The 14,233-nt window shown below is 68.0% G+C and carries 16 protein-coding genes; 10 read left to right on the top strand and 6 right to left on the bottom strand.

Features of this window, described 5'->3' with window-relative positions:
* Positions 1 to 99: 99 nt before the first annotated feature.
* Positions 100 to 1,041 carry a CysB family HTH-type transcriptional regulator gene (locus BLS74_RS11525; protein ID WP_093105925.1) on the top strand — a complete coding sequence of 314 codons (942 nt, stop codon included), beginning with the start codon at positions 100 to 102 and terminating at the stop codon, positions 1,039 to 1,041.
* Between the two features lie 45 nt (positions 1,042 to 1,086).
* Positions 1,087 to 2,301, top strand: a complete 1,215-nt coding sequence (locus BLS74_RS11520; RefSeq protein ID WP_093105922.1) for a patatin-like phospholipase family protein — start codon at positions 1,087 to 1,089, stop codon at positions 2,299 to 2,301.
* On the opposite strand, the gene BLS74_RS11515 is transcribed toward BLS74_RS11520, so the two are convergent.
* The 4 genes from BLS74_RS11515 to BLS74_RS11500 form a co-directional block, all read right to left on the bottom strand.
* Positions 2,302 to 2,973, bottom strand: coding sequence for a YceH family protein (locus tag BLS74_RS11515; protein ID WP_093105920.1), 672 nt, complete (start codon positions 2,971 to 2,973; stop codon positions 2,302 to 2,304). It lies immediately after the preceding gene.
* A 7-nt stretch (positions 2,974 to 2,980) separates the two neighbouring features.
* A complete protein-coding gene (locus BLS74_RS11510; RefSeq protein ID WP_212733654.1) occupies positions 2,981 to 3,319 on the bottom strand; it encodes a hypothetical protein in 339 nt (112 codons plus the stop codon).
* On the bottom strand, positions 3,297 to 3,590 hold the full coding sequence (locus BLS74_RS11505) for a BrnT family toxin (protein WP_093105914.1): 294 nt from the start codon (positions 3,588 to 3,590) through the stop codon (positions 3,297 to 3,299). The genes BLS74_RS11510 and BLS74_RS11505 overlap by 23 nt, the downstream gene beginning before the upstream one ends.
* Positions 3,591 to 3,658: 68 nt before the next feature.
* Complete coding sequence (locus BLS74_RS11500) at positions 3,659 to 4,198, bottom strand: DUF1697 domain-containing protein (protein ID WP_093105912.1); 540 nt, start codon at positions 4,196 to 4,198, stop codon at positions 3,659 to 3,661.
* An 85-nt stretch (positions 4,199 to 4,283) separates the two neighbouring features.
* Between BLS74_RS11500 and metG the strand changes: the two genes are divergently transcribed.
* Genes metG through BLS74_RS11485 form a run of 3 tightly spaced genes read left to right on the top strand, consistent with a single transcriptional unit; the run spans position 4,284 to position 8,288 of the window.
* The gene (gene metG, locus BLS74_RS11495; protein WP_093105909.1) at positions 4,284 to 6,362 is read left to right on the top strand and encodes a methionine--tRNA ligase; all 2,079 of its coding nucleotides are present in this window, start codon (positions 4,284 to 4,286) and stop codon (positions 6,360 to 6,362) included.
* A gap of 8 nt (positions 6,363 to 6,370) precedes the next feature.
* Entirely contained in the window at positions 6,371 to 6,583 is a 213-nt protein-coding gene (locus tag BLS74_RS11490) for a hypothetical protein (RefSeq protein WP_093105907.1), read from the top strand.
* A 28-nt stretch (positions 6,584 to 6,611) separates the two neighbouring features.
* Entirely contained in the window at positions 6,612 to 8,288 is a 1,677-nt protein-coding gene (locus tag BLS74_RS11485; RefSeq protein WP_093105904.1) for a SulP family inorganic anion transporter, read from the top strand.
* Here BLS74_RS11485 and BLS74_RS11480 read toward each other — a convergent pair.
* Both BLS74_RS11480 and BLS74_RS11475 read right to left on the bottom strand, forming a co-directional pair.
* Positions 8,285 to 8,785 (bottom strand): outer membrane protein assembly factor BamE, encoded by a 501-nt coding sequence (locus BLS74_RS11480; protein ID WP_093105902.1) that lies wholly within the window; start codon positions 8,783 to 8,785, stop codon positions 8,285 to 8,287. The two genes, BLS74_RS11485 and BLS74_RS11480, sit on opposite strands and share 4 nt — an antisense overlap.
* The gene (locus tag BLS74_RS11475; protein WP_093105899.1) at positions 8,786 to 9,451 is read right to left on the bottom strand and encodes a hypothetical protein; all 666 of its coding nucleotides are present in this window, start codon (positions 9,449 to 9,451) and stop codon (positions 8,786 to 8,788) included.
* Positions 9,452 to 9,583: 132 nt separating this feature from the next.
* Between BLS74_RS11475 and BLS74_RS11470 the strand changes: the two genes are divergently transcribed.
* The 5 genes from BLS74_RS11470 (at position 9,584) to panC (ending at position 14,229) form a co-directional block, all read left to right on the top strand.
* The gene (locus BLS74_RS11470; protein WP_093105897.1) at positions 9,584 to 9,790 is read left to right on the top strand and encodes a DUF3460 family protein; all 207 of its coding nucleotides are present in this window, start codon (positions 9,584 to 9,586) and stop codon (positions 9,788 to 9,790) included.
* Between the two features lie 111 nt (positions 9,791 to 9,901).
* Positions 9,902 to 10,699: a segregation and condensation protein A gene (locus tag BLS74_RS11465; RefSeq protein WP_093106164.1), complete on the top strand. Its 798-nt coding sequence runs from the start codon at positions 9,902 to 9,904 to the stop codon at positions 10,697 to 10,699.
* Positions 10,700 to 10,879: 180 nt separating this feature from the next.
* Positions 10,880 to 12,451: an L-aspartate oxidase gene (gene nadB, locus BLS74_RS11460; RefSeq protein ID WP_093105894.1), complete on the top strand. Its 1,572-nt coding sequence runs from the start codon at positions 10,880 to 10,882 to the stop codon at positions 12,449 to 12,451.
* 55 nt (positions 12,452 to 12,506) lie between these two features.
* Positions 12,507 to 13,385 carry a 3-methyl-2-oxobutanoate hydroxymethyltransferase gene (panB, locus tag BLS74_RS11455; RefSeq protein ID WP_093106161.1) on the top strand — a complete coding sequence of 293 codons (879 nt, stop codon included), beginning with the start codon at positions 12,507 to 12,509 and terminating at the stop codon, positions 13,383 to 13,385.
* A 13-nt stretch (positions 13,386 to 13,398) separates the two neighbouring features.
* Positions 13,399 to 14,229, top strand: coding sequence for a pantoate--beta-alanine ligase (gene panC / locus BLS74_RS11450; RefSeq protein WP_093105892.1), 831 nt, complete (start codon positions 13,399 to 13,401; stop codon positions 14,227 to 14,229).
* Positions 14,230 to 14,233: the final 4 nt, after the last annotated feature.

Raw genomic sequence — 14,233 nt, 5'->3', positions numbered from 1 at the left:
GATTATTTGGAATCAACGAATCGGTCGTTCCCAGATCCGAGGCCCCTGCGGACAATGGCGCGCCACGCCCCTTGCGGCGCCGTTCTCCGTTCGAGCCCTATGAATTTCCAACAACTGCGCTCGGTGCGCGAAGCCGTGCGCTGCGGCTTCAACCTCACCGAAGTCGCCCACACGCTCCACACCTCCCAGCCCGGCGTGAGCCGGCAGATCCGCGAACTCGAGGAAGAGCTCGGCATCGAGCTCTTCGTGCGCGCCGGCAAGCGCCTGACCGGCCTGACCGAACCCGGCGGCCATGTGCTGCCGATCATCGAGCGCATGCTGATGGAGAGCAGCAACCTGCGGCATGCGGGGCAGGAATTCGTCGCGCGGCAAAGCGGCCTGCTCTCCATCGCTGCCACGCATTCGCAGGCGCGCTATGCGCTGCCGGTGGCGGTGCAGGAGTTCCGCAGCCACTTCCCCGACGTCAAGCTCCATCTGCACCAGGGCTCGCCCAAGCAGATCGCGCAAATGCTGATCGACGGCGAGGCGGACGTCGGCATCGCGACCGAGGCGCTGGGCGACTATCCACAGCTGGTCGCGCTGCCCTGCTACCGCTGGACGCATTCGGTGATCGTGCCGCCGGGGCATGCGCTGCTCGATGCAGCGCTCACGCTGGAGGCGCTGGCCCGTTATCCGCTGATCACCTACGACACCGGCTTCACCGGCCGCACGAAGATCGACCGCGCCTTCGAGGATGAAGGCCTCGCGCCCAGCATCGTGCTGACCGCGATGGACGCCGACGTGATCAAGACCTATGTGCAGCTCGGCATGGGCGTGGGCATCGTCGCCGGCGTCGCCTACGAGGCCGAGCGCGACACGCAGCTGCGCGCGCTGGATGCCGGCCCGCTGTTCGGCATCAACCTCACCAAGCTCGCGGTGCGGCGCGGCAGCTACCTGCGCGGCTATGTGCATGCCTTCATCGAATCCTTTGCGCCGACGCTGACGCGCGAGGTGGTGGAGCAGGCGCTGGCTGCGGATTCGCCGGTGCACGACGAAGCCTAGGACCGTGCGAAAGGGCCGAAGGGCGGGTACGCTTGGGCGCCCTTCATGCCACCACCGCCCGAATCCGCCCCCCTGCCCGCCACCGGCCTGCTGCTAACCGGCGGCGGCGCCCGCGCCGCGTACCAGGTCGGCGTGCTCGAAGCCATTGCCGACCTGCGGCTCGCTGCGGGTGCGGGGACGCAGGGCAATCCCTTCGCCGTGATCACCGGCACCTCGGCCGGCGCCATCAACGCCGCGGCGCTGGCCTGCGGCAGCGACGACTTCGATGCCACCGTGCGGCGCATCGCCGACGTGTGGCAGGGCTTTCGCACCGAGCAGGTGTACCGCGCCGATTCGCTGGCCATGCTCGATGCCGGCGCGCGCTGGCGCCTGCTGCTGGGCGTGGGCCAGTTGCTGCGCAAGTGGCTGCGCCTCGCGCCGCGCTCGCTGCTGGACAACGCGCCGCTGGCCGAGCTGCTCGAGCGCATGGTGCCGCTGGACCGCCTTCCGCAACTGATGCGCGACGGCCACCTGCAGGCACTGGCCGTGACCGCGTCGAGCTACAGCTCGGGCGAGCACGTCACCTTCTTCGACGCGGCCGCACCGATGGAACCCTGGGTGCGCTCGCAGCGCATCGCGGTGCCGGGGCACATCACGCACGCGCATCTGCTGGCCTCCTCGGCCATTCCCTTCGTATTCCCGTCCACCGGCCTGGACCTGGGCGGCCATACCGAGTACTTCGGCGACGGCTCGATGCGCCAGTCGGCGCCGATCGCGGCCGCCATCCACCTGGGCGCGCAGCGCATCCTCGCCGTGGGCGCCGGCCGCATGAGCGAGCCGCGCGAAGCGCCCGCACCCAACACCTTCACCGGCTATCCGACCATGGCGCAGATCGCGGGCCATGCACTGTCGAGCATCTTCCTTGATGCGCTGGCGGTCGACGTCGAGCGCCTGCGGCGCATCAACCAGACGCTGGCGCTGATCCCGCCCGTTGCGCGGCAGAACACGAGCCTGCGGCCGGTCGAGCTGCTGCTGATCTCGCCCTCGGAGCGCATCGACGCAATCGCCGCGCGCCATGTGGGCGCCTTGCCCGGCGCGGTGCGCCGCCTGTTCGGCGGCCGCGACGCGCTCTCGGGCCACAACGAGGTCAAGGGTGCGGCGCTCGCGAGCTATCTTCTCTTCGATCAGGGCTTCACGCGCGAGCTGATGGCGCTCGGGCGGGCCGATACGCTGAAGCAGCGCGACGAAGTGCGTCGCTTCTTCGGCTGGGCGCCGTCCTGATCAGCCGTCGTTGGCGATGCCGAGCTCGGAGCAGATCCGCGCCGTCAAGGTCTTGAGCGCGGCAACCTCCGCCTCGAGCCGCGCCACGTTGAGTTTCAGCGCCGCCACTTCACCGAGCGAGGCGTCTTGCGGACCGCTCGCGGTGCGGGTCTCCGGCGTGCTCTCGGGCGGCTCGCCGGCGAGCAGATGGGCCCAGCGGCTCTCGCGTGCTCCGGGCAGGCGCGACATCTTCAGCACCAGCGCGCCGGCCGGCCGGGCCGCGAGCTCGTCGAGAAAAGCCTCGACCGAGGAGATGTCGGCGAAGTTGTGCATGCGCTCGCAGGCAATGCGCAGTTCGCCGGCGGTCTGCGGGCCGCGCAGCATCAGCACCGTCAGCAGGATGGCCGACTGCGAGGGCACGCGCAGCACCCGCTCGATGTTGTGCTCGTAGCGCGAAACGCGCCCGCCGCTTGATTCCATGACCAGGCTGTAGCCCTTGAGGCTGTCGAGCGCGGCCTGCACGTCGGTGTCCGAGGCCTCCATCAGCGGGTTGCGGCTGGTCTTCTGGTTGCAGCCGGCCACCAGCGCATTCAAGGTCAGCGGATAGCTGTCGGGCACGGTGCGCTGCTTCTCGGCCAGCACGCCGAGCACGCGGGTTTCGATCAGGGAGAGGGTGGGGAGGGTCGGAGTCATGACCGAGTCAACTCGCGGAGCTGGGACGCCGCTTGCGCGCGGCGGCGCGCGGCGAGGGAGTGGTGCGTTCGGGCTGCTCTGCCAGGCGGCCCGTGACGTACTTGTGAAGCACGCTGGCAATCAAGGTTTGATAGGGCATGCCTTCTTCGAGGGCCTTGACCTGGATGTCGTTCAAGTCGCCGGAGGAAAGGCGGATATTGACGCGCCGATCCTTGATGGCGGTGGCCCGCGCCACCGCCTTGAACTTGGCAAGCTCGCTCTTGGTGGCGACCGACTTGAGTTTTCCCTTGTCGTAGGCGCTGGAAATTTCGCTTTCGTTGTCGTCAATGTTCTGCATCTGATTCACCCGTATTCAAGTAGTCGCGTGTCGCTTTGCGGCTCGGGATGACGTTCTTCAAGAAGAAATAGTCTTCCTCTTCGACAAACGGCACCAAATACGCATAGCCGTCATAAGCCACGACGAGTACTCGCTGCCTCGGATATTTCACCTGATTGGGGTGGGCCAGGATATCCAGCAAGCCGCCCGATTCGATAGCGACAACAATGCTCTCGAAAGAGACTCCTCGATCTGCCCTGAGCATGTCGTTTTTCTCCGGGCTCCACCGAAAAGACTTCATGCCGGCATCCTAGCCTGCTGTGTGCCTTTTGTCACCACACCGCACCCACGGTTGGTTTGCTAGGCGGCTCAGCAATGCTTCTCGACCAGCCGCACGACCGTGTTCCAGGCCCGCGTGCTCGCCGGTGCGCCCAGCAGCTTTTCGAGGAAGGCGTTCGGGCTGCCCGGCGTGTTGCCGACGACGCGGCTGATGCTGAAGGCCTCGCCCTCGGTGGCGTGAAGGACTTCGACGTCCAGGCGCTTCGAGACCAGCGGCAGCGCGGGCAGCGCCCCGCGCCTGGCGCCGAGGAAGGACACGCAGACTTCGTAGACGCTGCCGCGATCGACGGCTGCGAAGGGATCGAGAGCCACGAGCTCGGCCAGGCGGTCCACGCTGCGCAGGAAGGCCGGCTCGCGCAATCCGCACTCGGCCGCAAGCGCCTCGCAGGCCTGCGCCAGCACCTTGCGCGCCTCGGTCTTGTTTCGCGCTTCGAAGACCAGCGTGCCGTTGGTGAGGAAGGAGGAAGCCGACCCGGCACCGGCCGCCAGGAAGGCGGCCTCGAACTGCGCCCGGGTCGGGCAGTTCGGCCGTCCCAGGTTGAGATTGCGGAAGAAGACAGCGTGCTTCATGTCCCGGCCAATCTATCAGCAGCGCCCGGCCGCCTAAAATGCCCCTCCCGCCGGCTCCTCCGTTCCCCCAGAAAGCGCCTCCCCGATGTCCCAGCGCAAGCTTTTCGTCACCACCGCCCTGCCGTATGCCAACGGCAAGTTCCACGTCGGCCACATCATGGAATACATCCAGGCCGACATCTGGGTGCGGTTCCAACGCATGCAGGGCCACATGGTGCACTTCGTGGGCGCCGACGACGCGCATGGCGCGCCGATCATGATCGCGGCCGAAAAGGCCGGCAAGACGCCGCAGGAATTCGTCGGCGAGATTGCCGCGGGCCGCAAGGAATACCTCGACGGCTTCCACATCCGCTTCGACAACTGGCACTCGACCGACAGTGCGGAGAACACCGAGCTGGCTCAGGGCATCTACAGGAAGCTCAAGGCGGGCGGCATGATCGCCACGCGCACCATCGAGCAGTTCTACGACCCGGTGAAGGGCATGTTCCTGCCCGATCGCTACATCAAGGGCGAATGCCCGGTGTGCCACGCCAAGGACCAGTACGGCGACGCCTGCGAGGTCTGCAGCAGCGTCTATGCACCGACCGAGCTGATCAACCCCTATTCGACGCTCACCGGCGCAACGCCCGAGCTGCGCAGCTCCGAGCACTTCTTCTTCAAGCTCTCCGACCCGAAGGTGGTCGACTTCCTGAAGAAGTGGACGCAGGACGGCAAGCTGCAGCCCGAGATGGCGAAGAAGGCCAGCGAGTGGTTCGAGGCCGGCATGGCCGACTGGGACATCTCGCGCGAGGCGCCCTACTTCGGCATCGAGATTCCCGATGCGCCGGGCAAGTACTTCTACGTCTGGCTCGATGCGCCCGTGGGCTACCTCGCGAGCCTGAAGAACCACTTCGACAAGGGCCAGGCCGCCGCCCACTGGCACGAGGCTTCGCGCACATCGCAAAGCTTCGACGAGTTCGTCGCCGATCCGGCGGTGGAGCAGGTGCACTTCATCGGCAAGGACATCGTCTACTTCCACACGCTCTTCTGGCCCGCGATGCTGCAGTTCAGCGGCCGCAAGACGCCGAGCCAGGTCAACGTGCACGGCTTCATCACGGTCTCGGGCGAGAAGATGAGCAAGAGCCGCGGCACCGGCATCGACCCGCTCAAGTACCTCTCGATCGGCATGAACCCCGAATGGCTGCGCTACTACATCGCGGCCAAGCTCAACGCCAAGGTGGAAGACGTCGACTTCAATCCCGACGACTTCATCGCGCGCGTGAACGCCGACCTGATCGGCAAGTACATCAACATCGCGAGCCGTGCGGCCGGCTTCGTCGCCAAGCGCTTCGGCGGCCATCTGGGGCAGGTCAGCAGCGACGGCCTGCATGTGCTGGAGGTGCTGCGCCTCGAAGCGGAGAACATCCGCACCCTCTACGACAGCCGCGACTTCGCGCGCGCGCTGCGCGAGATCATGGCGCTGGCCGACCATGTGAATGCGTACGTCGACGCCAACAAGCCGTGGGAGCTCGCGAAGCAGGCAGGCCAGGAGGCGCGGCTGCACGACGTGTGCTCGGCCTGCATCGAGGCCTTCCGCCTGCTGACGCTCTACCTCAAGCCCGTCTTGCCGACGCTCGCCAGGAACGTCGAGGAGTTCCTGAAGATCGATCCACTGGCGTGGAGCGACGTCCATGCGCCATTGCGCACGGGTCACCCGATCGGCGAATACAAGCACCTGATGCAGCGCGTTGACGCCAAGCAGCTCGACCAGCTGTTCGAGCCGCCCGAGCCGGCCCCGGAAGCCGCTCCCGCCACCGCGCTCCCCGGCGGCGAAGGCATCGCCCCGACCATCACCATCGACGACTTCGCAAAGATCGACCTGCGCATCGCGAAGATCGTGGCCTGCCAGAAGGTCGAAGGCTCGACCAAGCTGCTGCACCTGACGCTCGATGCCGGCGAGGGCAAGACCCGCAACGTCTTCTCCGGCATCGCCTCGGCCTACGAGCCCGAGCAGCTGGTCGGCAAGCTCACGGTGCTGGTCGCCAACCTGGCGCCGCGCAAGATGAAGTTCGGCATCTCCGAAGGCATGGTGCTGGCCGCCAGCCATGCCGACGAGAAGGCAGAGCCCGGCATCTACGTGCTCGAGCCGACGAGTGGCGCAACGCCCGGCATGCGGGTACGCTAGCGCCGCTCATGAACCGCTTCTTCCCGATCGCCGCGCTGATCCTGGCTTTCTGCCTGCCCTTGGGCGGCTGCGCAGTGGTCAGCGTCGCCAGCACGGTGGTGAGCGTGGGCGCCGGCGCGGTCGGCCTGGCGGCCGATGCGGCGATCGGCACCGCCCGCATCACGGGCAAGGCAGTAGGCGCCGCGGCCGATGCCGTGCTGCCCGACAGCGAAGACCGTTGAGCGAAAAAGGCGCATCCACAATAGCGTCATGACCTCGCCATTGAAGCTTGCGCCCTTCCGCCCCCGACTGATCGACACGCTGGCCGGCTACGACAGGGAACGCTTCTTCAAGGACCTCGGCGCCGGCGCCACGGTGGGCATCGTGGCGCTGCCGCTCGCAATGGCTTTCGCGATCGCCTCCGGGCTCAAGCCCGAGGCCGGCATCTGGACCGCGATCATCGCCGGCTTCCTGATCTCGGCCCTGGGCGGCTCGGCGGTGCAGATCGGCGGGCCGGCCGGCGCCTTCATCGTGATCGTCTACGGCATCGTCGAGCGCTACGGCGTGGCGAACCTGTTGATCGCCACCGCTTGCGCGGGCCTGCTGCTGCTGCTGATGGGGCTGTTCCGGCTCGGCAACCTGATCCGCTACGTGCCGGTGTCGATCGTGATCGGCTTCACCAACGGCATCGCGGCGCTGATCCTGATCTCGCAGCTCAAGGACTGGCTCGGCCTCTCGATCGCCAAGATGCCGGCCGACATGTTCTCCCAGCTGCACACGCTGGCCAAGAACCTCGGCAGCTTCAATCCCTACGCCTTCGGGCTCGGCCTGGCCTGCCTCATCGGCCTGTTCGCCTGGCCGAAGCTCCTGCACGACAAGACGCGCTTCGGCTATGCGGTGCACCTGGTGCTGGGCCGCATGACCGAGCTGCGCGCCGTGCGCGCCGGTTCGCGCATGCCGGGGCCGATCGTCGCGCTGGTCACGCTGACGCTGGTGTCCTGGGGCTTCAGCCTGCCGGTGGAGACCATCGGCACGCGCTTCGGCGGCATTCCCGAGGGCGTGCCGGGCTTCGCACTGCCCGATTTCTCGTGGGAAACCGTCAAGCAGTTGGTGACGCCCACGATCACCATCGCGCTGCTCGGCGCGATCGAGTCGCTGCTGTGCGCGCGCGTGGCCGACCAGGCCAGCGGCCAGCCGCGCCACGATCCCAACCAGGAACTGATGGCGCAGGGCATCGCCAACCTGGTCACGCCTTTCTTCGGCGGCATGCCGGCCACCGGCACCATCGCGCGCACCGTGACCAACGTGCGCGCCGGCGCCAGCTCGCCCATCGCCGGCATCGTGCACGCGCTCACGCTGCTGGTGGTGGTGCTGGTGGCAGCGCCGCTCGCGCAGCACGTGCCGCTGGCGGTGCTGGCCGGCATCCTGGTCTTCGTGGCCTGGAACATGGGCGAATGGCACGAGTTCTCCCCCTACATGCTGCGCCGCTTCAGCCAGCATTACCGGTTCCTGATGCTCGGCACCTTCTTCCTCACCGTGGTGTTCGACCTCACGGTGGCGGTGCAGGCGGGCATCGTGCTGGCCTGTGCCCTGTTCATCCGGCGCATGAGCACGCTGTTCAGCATCGAGATGGTGTCGCTGCAGCCGCCGGTGCTGACCTTCAGGCTCTACGGTGCGCTGTTCTTCGGCGCCGCAGCCAAGCTGGACCCGACCGTGCAGGCCGTCGAGCGGGCCCCGCGCGGCATGACGGTGGTGCTCGATGCGATGCAGCTGATTTCGCTCGACGCCACCGGCCTGGACGCGCTGCGCCAGCTGCACAAGGCGGTGCTGGCGCGCGACGGCGTGCTGCGCATCGAGTCGCTGCAGCCGCAACCGCTCGAAGTGATCGTGCGCTCGGGCTTCGCGGACGAGATCACCTCGGGCGCGCCGGGCCAGGCCGCGCACTAGTTCGAATTGGCTTCGGTGCTGCGGTCGGGCGAAGAACCGGTGCGCACCACGCGCTGGTCGTCATTGAGCGTGGCGACGAACACCATCGGCGAATTCGGCGGCTGGAGCCAGCGCCATTCCCAGGCGGTCTCGTTCTTGAGCGGGTACGGCGTGCGCCTGGCCGGCTTGCCCAGCAGCCGGCGCAGATCTTCCATCGCCATGCCGGGCTGCACCCGGGCGAAGTTCTCGGGCGTGAGCACCTGGCGCAGCGCGCTCATCTTGCCGTCGGGGCCGATGGTGATCATGTAGTTCTTCTGGCCCTGGGGCTGGCGGTTGTACTCGAAGACACGGCCGCCCGGCGCGTCCCAGATGTTTTCCGGCTGGCCGAAGCGGGTCCGCACATCGGCCTCGGTCGAGACGCCTTCTTCCAGCTCGCTGATGCGCTGTCGATCGCAACCCCCCAGGCACAGCACCGCCGCCAAAGCGGCGAAGTGGGCAAGCCTGGGGGTGAGCCTCATTTATTGTGCGAAGCAATACATCAAGCCGCCGCCGCCGGTTGACTTGAGGGCGTCCAGGCTGCAGCCGCGGGTGGGGTGCGAGGAGTTCCAGGACTTCGCGGGCGCACTGTCGTCCAGCCCCCTGCGGTCGTGGTGACCCACGATGGCCGAGCCTTCGCCACTCTTGGTCCAGTTGCCGCAGGTGTTGTCCTTGCCGTCGCTCACGGCACGGCCGTCGGGCGAGGAGCCGGTCAGGATGTCGTGCAGGGTGACCGCGTCGCCGCTTCCGCTGATGATCTGGCCCTTTTCGGTCAGCGCCGTCTGCTTGTTGAGCTTGTTGTCAGGACCGTGCAGCCCGTCGACATTGCTGGCGATCAACTCGCCCTTGGCGTTGAGCCACGGGCCGCTGCCGATCCGGTCGCGCGCATTCACCGCCGGGCTGCCGGCCAAGGCGCTGTTGCTCAGGTAGGCGCGCCAGGTCCGGTTGCCGGCGCCCGCGCTCGCCGCCAGGCTCTGGCAGTAGCGGTCGGCGCCCGCGAGGCCGCCGAAGTCGGCGCCCTTGCCGGGGTTCGTGCTGGTCAGGAAGAAGCTCATCTTGCTTTGCGGCGTACCGGTCATGCCGCTGCAGGCCGCCAGTGCAATGGCCGCCGCGGCCGTCGAAGCGAGGTACAGCGAAAGTCGGCGCATGGGCAGTCTCCTTGTGGTGTTTGGGAGTCGCCACGCTAGCGCATGGCGACCCCTCCAACAATGAGGAATCCACCGGTGCCGGATGGCCGGGATTGAGCCCCGGTAAAATTCGCCGCAAAGGTCCAAACCCCCATGTCCATCTTCGCCCGCCCCCACTACACCTCCGAGATCACGAACTTCATCGAAGAGATGAAGGAAAAGAAGCCGACCCTCGAAGCCGAACAGCGCGCCGGCCGCGCGCTGCTGTGGGACAAGCACCTCGACCGCGACGCGCTCGAGGAGTACGGCCAGGCCAATGTGCCGCAGCAGCCCTACGTCTACCAGACGCGCGTGAAGTAACAAGTGCCCATCCGGCCTGTAGCGCACTCCCGGGCCACCATGGCGGGCGACGATGCCCGTGCCGTGGAGGCAGAGGACGTCGTCGACGACGACGCGCCGCCGATCGCGGCCATGCCCGAGGTGATCGACCAGGTCGCGCTCGCGCGGCTCTACGGCGAGCCGCTGTTCGCGCTGCCCAACGACCTCTACATCCCGCCCGAGGCGCTGCAGGTCTTCCTCGAAGCCTTCGAAGGGCCGCTGGACCTGCTGCTCTACCTGATCCGCAAGCAGAACTTCAACATCCTCGACATCCCGATGGCGGGACTGACGCGGCAGTACCTGACCTATGTGGACCAGGTGCGCCAGACCAACCTCGAGCTCGCGGCCGAGTACCTGCTGATGGCCGCGATGCTGATCGAGATCAAGTCGCGCATGCTGCTGCCACCCAAAAAGACGGCCGAGGGCGAGGAGGTCGAGGACCCGCGCGCGGAACTGGTGCGCCGCCTGCTCGAGTACGAGCAGGCCAAGCTGCAGGCCGCTTCGATCAGCGCGATGCCGCAGGCCGGGCGCGATTTCTGGAAGGCGCAGGTCTACATCGAGCAGTCGCTCAAGCCGCGCTTTCCCGACGTGAACGTGGTCGACCTGCGCGAGGCCTGGGCCGACATCCTGAAGCGCGCCAAGCTCGTGCAGCACCACAAGATCTCGCGCGAGGAGCTCAGCGTGCGCGAGCACATGAGCATCGTGCTGCGCCACCTGCAGGGGCGGCAGTTCGTCGAGTTCGAGAAGCTGTTCGACGTCACGCGCGGCGTGCCGGTGCTGATCGTCACCTTCATCGCGATGCTCGAACTCGCGAAGGAAACGCTGATCGACATCACGCAGGCCGAGGCCTTCGCGCCGATCTACGTGCGGCTGGCCTACGCCCCGGCATGATGTTGCTCTATTCAGCGCGCCGGCCGGGCGTTGCCCGACGCGTGGTCATCAATTCGAGGCCGGCGAAGCCAGGCCCATTCGGGAGACACCGCGGAACCGGCTTCGCCGGCCCGCTGGTGGCGACCCCGGTGAGGGCGGTGGCGGCCACACGAAGTGGGCAAGCCTGGGGGTGAGCGATATATGCATGAGTTCGACGTCCTCATCGTCGGCAGCGGTCTGGCCGGCCTCAGTGCCGCGCTGCACCTGGCGCCCACGCACCGCGTGGCCGTGCTCACCAAGCGCGCGCTGAACGACGGTTCCAGCCAGTGGGCGCAGGGCGGGATCGCGGCGGTGCTGGGCGAAGACGACAGCCTGCAGTCCCACGTGGACGACACGCTGGTCGCCGGCGCCGGGCTCTGCGACCTGGCCGCCACCCGCTTCGTGGTCGAGCACGCGCCCGAGGCCATCGCCTGGCTGCGCGAACTCGGCGTGCCCTTCTCGCTCGAGAACGGCGAACTGCACCTGACGCGCGAAGGCGGCCACAGCCAGCGCCGCATCGTGCACGTGACCGACGCCACCGGCGCCGCGGTACAGCGCACGCTGATCGAGGTCGTGCGCCGCACGCCCGGCATCACACTGTTCGAAGAACACACGCTGGTCGACGTCATCACCGGCCGCAAGCTCGGACTGGCCGACCCGGCCTGCCTGGGCCTCTATGCGCTGAATGCAGCGACCGACGAGGTGGTCACCTTCCGCGCACCCCACACCATCCTGGCCACCGGTGGCGCCGGCAAGGTCTATCTCTACACCACCAACCCCGACACGGCCACCGGCGACGGCATCGCCGCGGCCTGGCGCGCGGGCTGCCAGGTGGCGAACATGGAGTTCATCCAGTTCCACCCAACCTGCCTCTACCACCCGCATGCCAAGTCCTTCCTCATCAGCGAGGCGGTGCGCGGCGAGGGCGGACTGCTCAAGCTGCCCGACGGGACCCGCTTCATGCCCGCGCACGATGCGCGCGCCGAGCTGGCGCCGCGCGACGTGGTGGCGCGCGCCATCGACTTCGAGATGAAGAAGCACGGGCTGGACTGCGTGCACCTGGACATCTCGCACCAGAGCCCGGCCTTCCTGCAGGAACACTTTCCCAACATCCTCGCGCGCTGCGCCGAACTGGGCATCGACATCACGCGCGAGCCCATTCCCGTGGTGCCGGCCGCGCACTACACCTGCGGCGGCGTGCTGAGCGACCTCGCCGGCCGCACCGACGTGCCGGGCCTCTACGCCATCGGCGAGACCGCCTGCACCGGCCTGCACGGCGCCAACCGGCTGGCCAGCAACTCATTGGTCGAATGCATGGTGTTCGCACGCGCGGCCGCACAGGCCATCGCCGAGGCGCCGGCGCACGCCGGCGCCGAGCTGCCGCCCTGGGACGACAGCCGCGTCACCGATGCCGACGAGACCGTGGTCATCTCGCACAACTGGGACGAGCTGCGCCGCTTCATGTGGGACTACGTGGGCATCGTGCGCACCAACAAGCGGCTGGAGCGCGCGGCTCACCGTATCGCGCTGCTGGACAGCGAGATCCAGGAGTTCTACGCCCACTTCCACGTCACGCGCGACCTGCTGGAGCTGCGCAACCTGGTGCAGGTGGCCGAGCTCATCGTGCGCTCGGCGCAGGCGCGGCGCGAGAGCCGCGGCCTGCATTTCAGCCGCGACTATCCATCGCTCGCCGCGCCCGCGGCACCGACCATCCTGGTACCGCCGGCCGCCTGAGGCGCCGCCCGGTTCGAACCTACGGCGCGCTGCGCCACTGTTGAAGAAGCCCACCATGTCGAACGCCGCCGGCTCCGCCACTCCCTACGGCACCCTGCCGCCCGCCTCCCCGCCCTCGCTGCGCAAACCGCTCAGCCTGCCGCGCCTGGCGGACCTGCATGCGCGCGGCGAGAAGATCACCATGCTGACCGCCTACGACGCCACCTTCGCCGCCATGGCCGATGCGGCGGGCGTCGAATGCCTGCTGGTCGGCGACTCCCTGGGCATGGTCTGCCAGGGGCTGCACAGCACCGTGGGCGTGACGCTGGAGGCCATGCGCTACCACACCGAGAGCGTCTTTCGGGGATTGCACCGGGTGCAGGGCACGGCCTGGCTGATCGCCGACCTGCCCTTCGGCAGCTACCAGGAATCGCGCGAGCAGGCCCTCGCCAGCGCCACGGTGCTGATGCAGGCCGGCGCCCACATGGTCAAGCTCGAAGGCGGCGGCTGGACCACCGAGACCGTGCGCTTCCTGATCGAGCGCGGCATCCCGGTGTGCGCTCACCTCGGCCTGACGCCGCAGACGGTGCATGCGCTGGGCGGCTACCGCGTGCAGGGCAAGGGCAGCGAGGCCGCCGCCCTGCTCAAGCGCGAGGCCCATGCGCTGCAGGACGCGGGCGCCGCGATGCTGGTGCTGGAGATGGTGCCGGCCGCCCTGGCCGCCGAGCTCACGGCCGAACTGAAGCACTGCGCCACCATCGGCATCGGCGCCGGCCGCGGCACCGCCGGCCAGGTGCTGGTGCTGCACGACATGCTGGGCATCAACCTCGGCAAGATGCCGAAGTTCGTGCGCAACTTCATGGCCGATGCGCCCGGCATCGCAGAGGCTCTTGCAGCTTATGTGCGCGCGGTGAAGGACGGCAGCTTCCCCGACGACCAACTCCACGCCTGGTAGGCAGATCACGACCATGCACATCGCCCGCACCCTCCCCGAACTGCGCGAGCACCTGGGCCGCTTCCAGCGCCCGGCCTTCGTTCCCACCATGGGCAACCTGCACGAGGGCCACCTGGCCCTGGTGCGCCAGGCCAAGCCGCTGGGCGACGTCACGGTGGCCAGCATCTTCGTCAACCGGCTGCAGTTCCTGCCGCACGAGGACTTCGACACCTATCCGCGCACCTGGGACAGCGACTGCGAGAAGCTGCGCTCGGCCGGCTGCGACCTTCTGTTCGCGCCCGACGAAAAGGCGCTCTACCCCGAGCCGCAGACCTGCAAGGTGCATCCGGACCCAGTGCTGGCCGACATCCTCGAAGGCCATTTCCGGCCCGGCTTCTTCGTCGGCGTCTGCACCGTGGTGATGAAGCTCTTCAGTTGCGTGCAGCCGCGCGTCGCGGTGTTCGGCAAGAAGGACTATCAGCAGCTGATGGTCATCCGCCACATGGTGCGGCAGTTCGCGCTGCCGATCGAGATCGTGGGCAGCGAGACCCGGCGCGCCGAAGACGGCCTCGCGCTGTCCTCGCGCAACGGCTACCTGAGCGAGGCCGAGCGCGCGGAGGCGGTGCAGTTGTCGAAGGCGCTGCAAGCCATGGACAGCGCGCTGCGTTCGGGCGAACGCGACTTGGCTGCGATCGAAGCGCGCGCGATGCAGTCATTGAAAGAGCGCGGCTGGCAGCCCGACTACCTGGTACTGCGCCGCCGCGCCGACCTGCAGGCGCCGGCGCCCGGCGAGCCGCTGGTTGCGCTGGCCGCGGCGCGCCTGGGTGCCACGCGGCTGATCGACAACCTGGAAATCGACCTCTGAGTCT

This window comes from Variovorax sp. CF079 (genome assembly GCF_900101545.1).
In the GTDB taxonomy this organism is placed as follows: domain Bacteria; phylum Pseudomonadota; class Gammaproteobacteria; order Burkholderiales; family Burkholderiaceae_C; genus Variovorax.
Note: the sequence above shows the minus strand (reverse complement) of the source record. Positions and strands in the feature narration are given on the sequence as shown.

Bases quoted from the DNA above. Each gene is read 5' to 3' on its own strand.
- BLS74_RS11525 (WP_093105925.1), top strand. From the start codon at position 100: ATGAATTTCCAACAACTGCGCTCGGTGCGCGAAGCCGTGCGCTGCGGC.
- BLS74_RS11520 (WP_093105922.1), top strand. From the start codon at position 1,087: ATGCCACCACCGCCCGAATCCGCCCCCCTGCCCGCCACCGGCCTGCTG.
- BLS74_RS11515 (WP_093105920.1), bottom strand. From the start codon at position 2,973: ATGACTCCGACCCTCCCCACCCTCTCCCTGATCGAAACCCGCGTGCTC.
- BLS74_RS11505 (WP_093105914.1), bottom strand. From the start codon at position 3,590: ATGAAGTCTTTTCGGTGGAGCCCGGAGAAAAACGACATGCTCAGGGCA.
- BLS74_RS11500 (WP_093105912.1), bottom strand. From the start codon at position 4,198: ATGAAGCACGCTGTCTTCTTCCGCAATCTCAACCTGGGACGGCCGAAC.
- metG (WP_093105909.1), top strand. From the start codon at position 4,284: ATGTCCCAGCGCAAGCTTTTCGTCACCACCGCCCTGCCGTATGCCAAC.
- BLS74_RS11490 (WP_093105907.1), top strand. From the start codon at position 6,371: ATGAACCGCTTCTTCCCGATCGCCGCGCTGATCCTGGCTTTCTGCCTG.
- BLS74_RS11485 (WP_093105904.1), top strand. From the start codon at position 6,612: ATGACCTCGCCATTGAAGCTTGCGCCCTTCCGCCCCCGACTGATCGAC.
- BLS74_RS11480 (WP_093105902.1), bottom strand. From the start codon at position 8,785: ATGAGGCTCACCCCCAGGCTTGCCCACTTCGCCGCTTTGGCGGCGGTG.
- BLS74_RS11475 (WP_093105899.1), bottom strand. From the start codon at position 9,451: ATGCGCCGACTTTCGCTGTACCTCGCTTCGACGGCCGCGGCGGCCATT.
- BLS74_RS11470 (WP_093105897.1), top strand. From the start codon at position 9,584: ATGTCCATCTTCGCCCGCCCCCACTACACCTCCGAGATCACGAACTTC.
- BLS74_RS11465 (WP_093106164.1), top strand. From the start codon at position 9,902: ATGCCCGAGGTGATCGACCAGGTCGCGCTCGCGCGGCTCTACGGCGAG.
- nadB (WP_093105894.1), top strand. From the start codon at position 10,880: ATGCATGAGTTCGACGTCCTCATCGTCGGCAGCGGTCTGGCCGGCCTC.
- panB (WP_093106161.1), top strand. From the start codon at position 12,507: ATGTCGAACGCCGCCGGCTCCGCCACTCCCTACGGCACCCTGCCGCCC.
- panC (WP_093105892.1), top strand. From the start codon at position 13,399: ATGCACATCGCCCGCACCCTCCCCGAACTGCGCGAGCACCTGGGCCGC.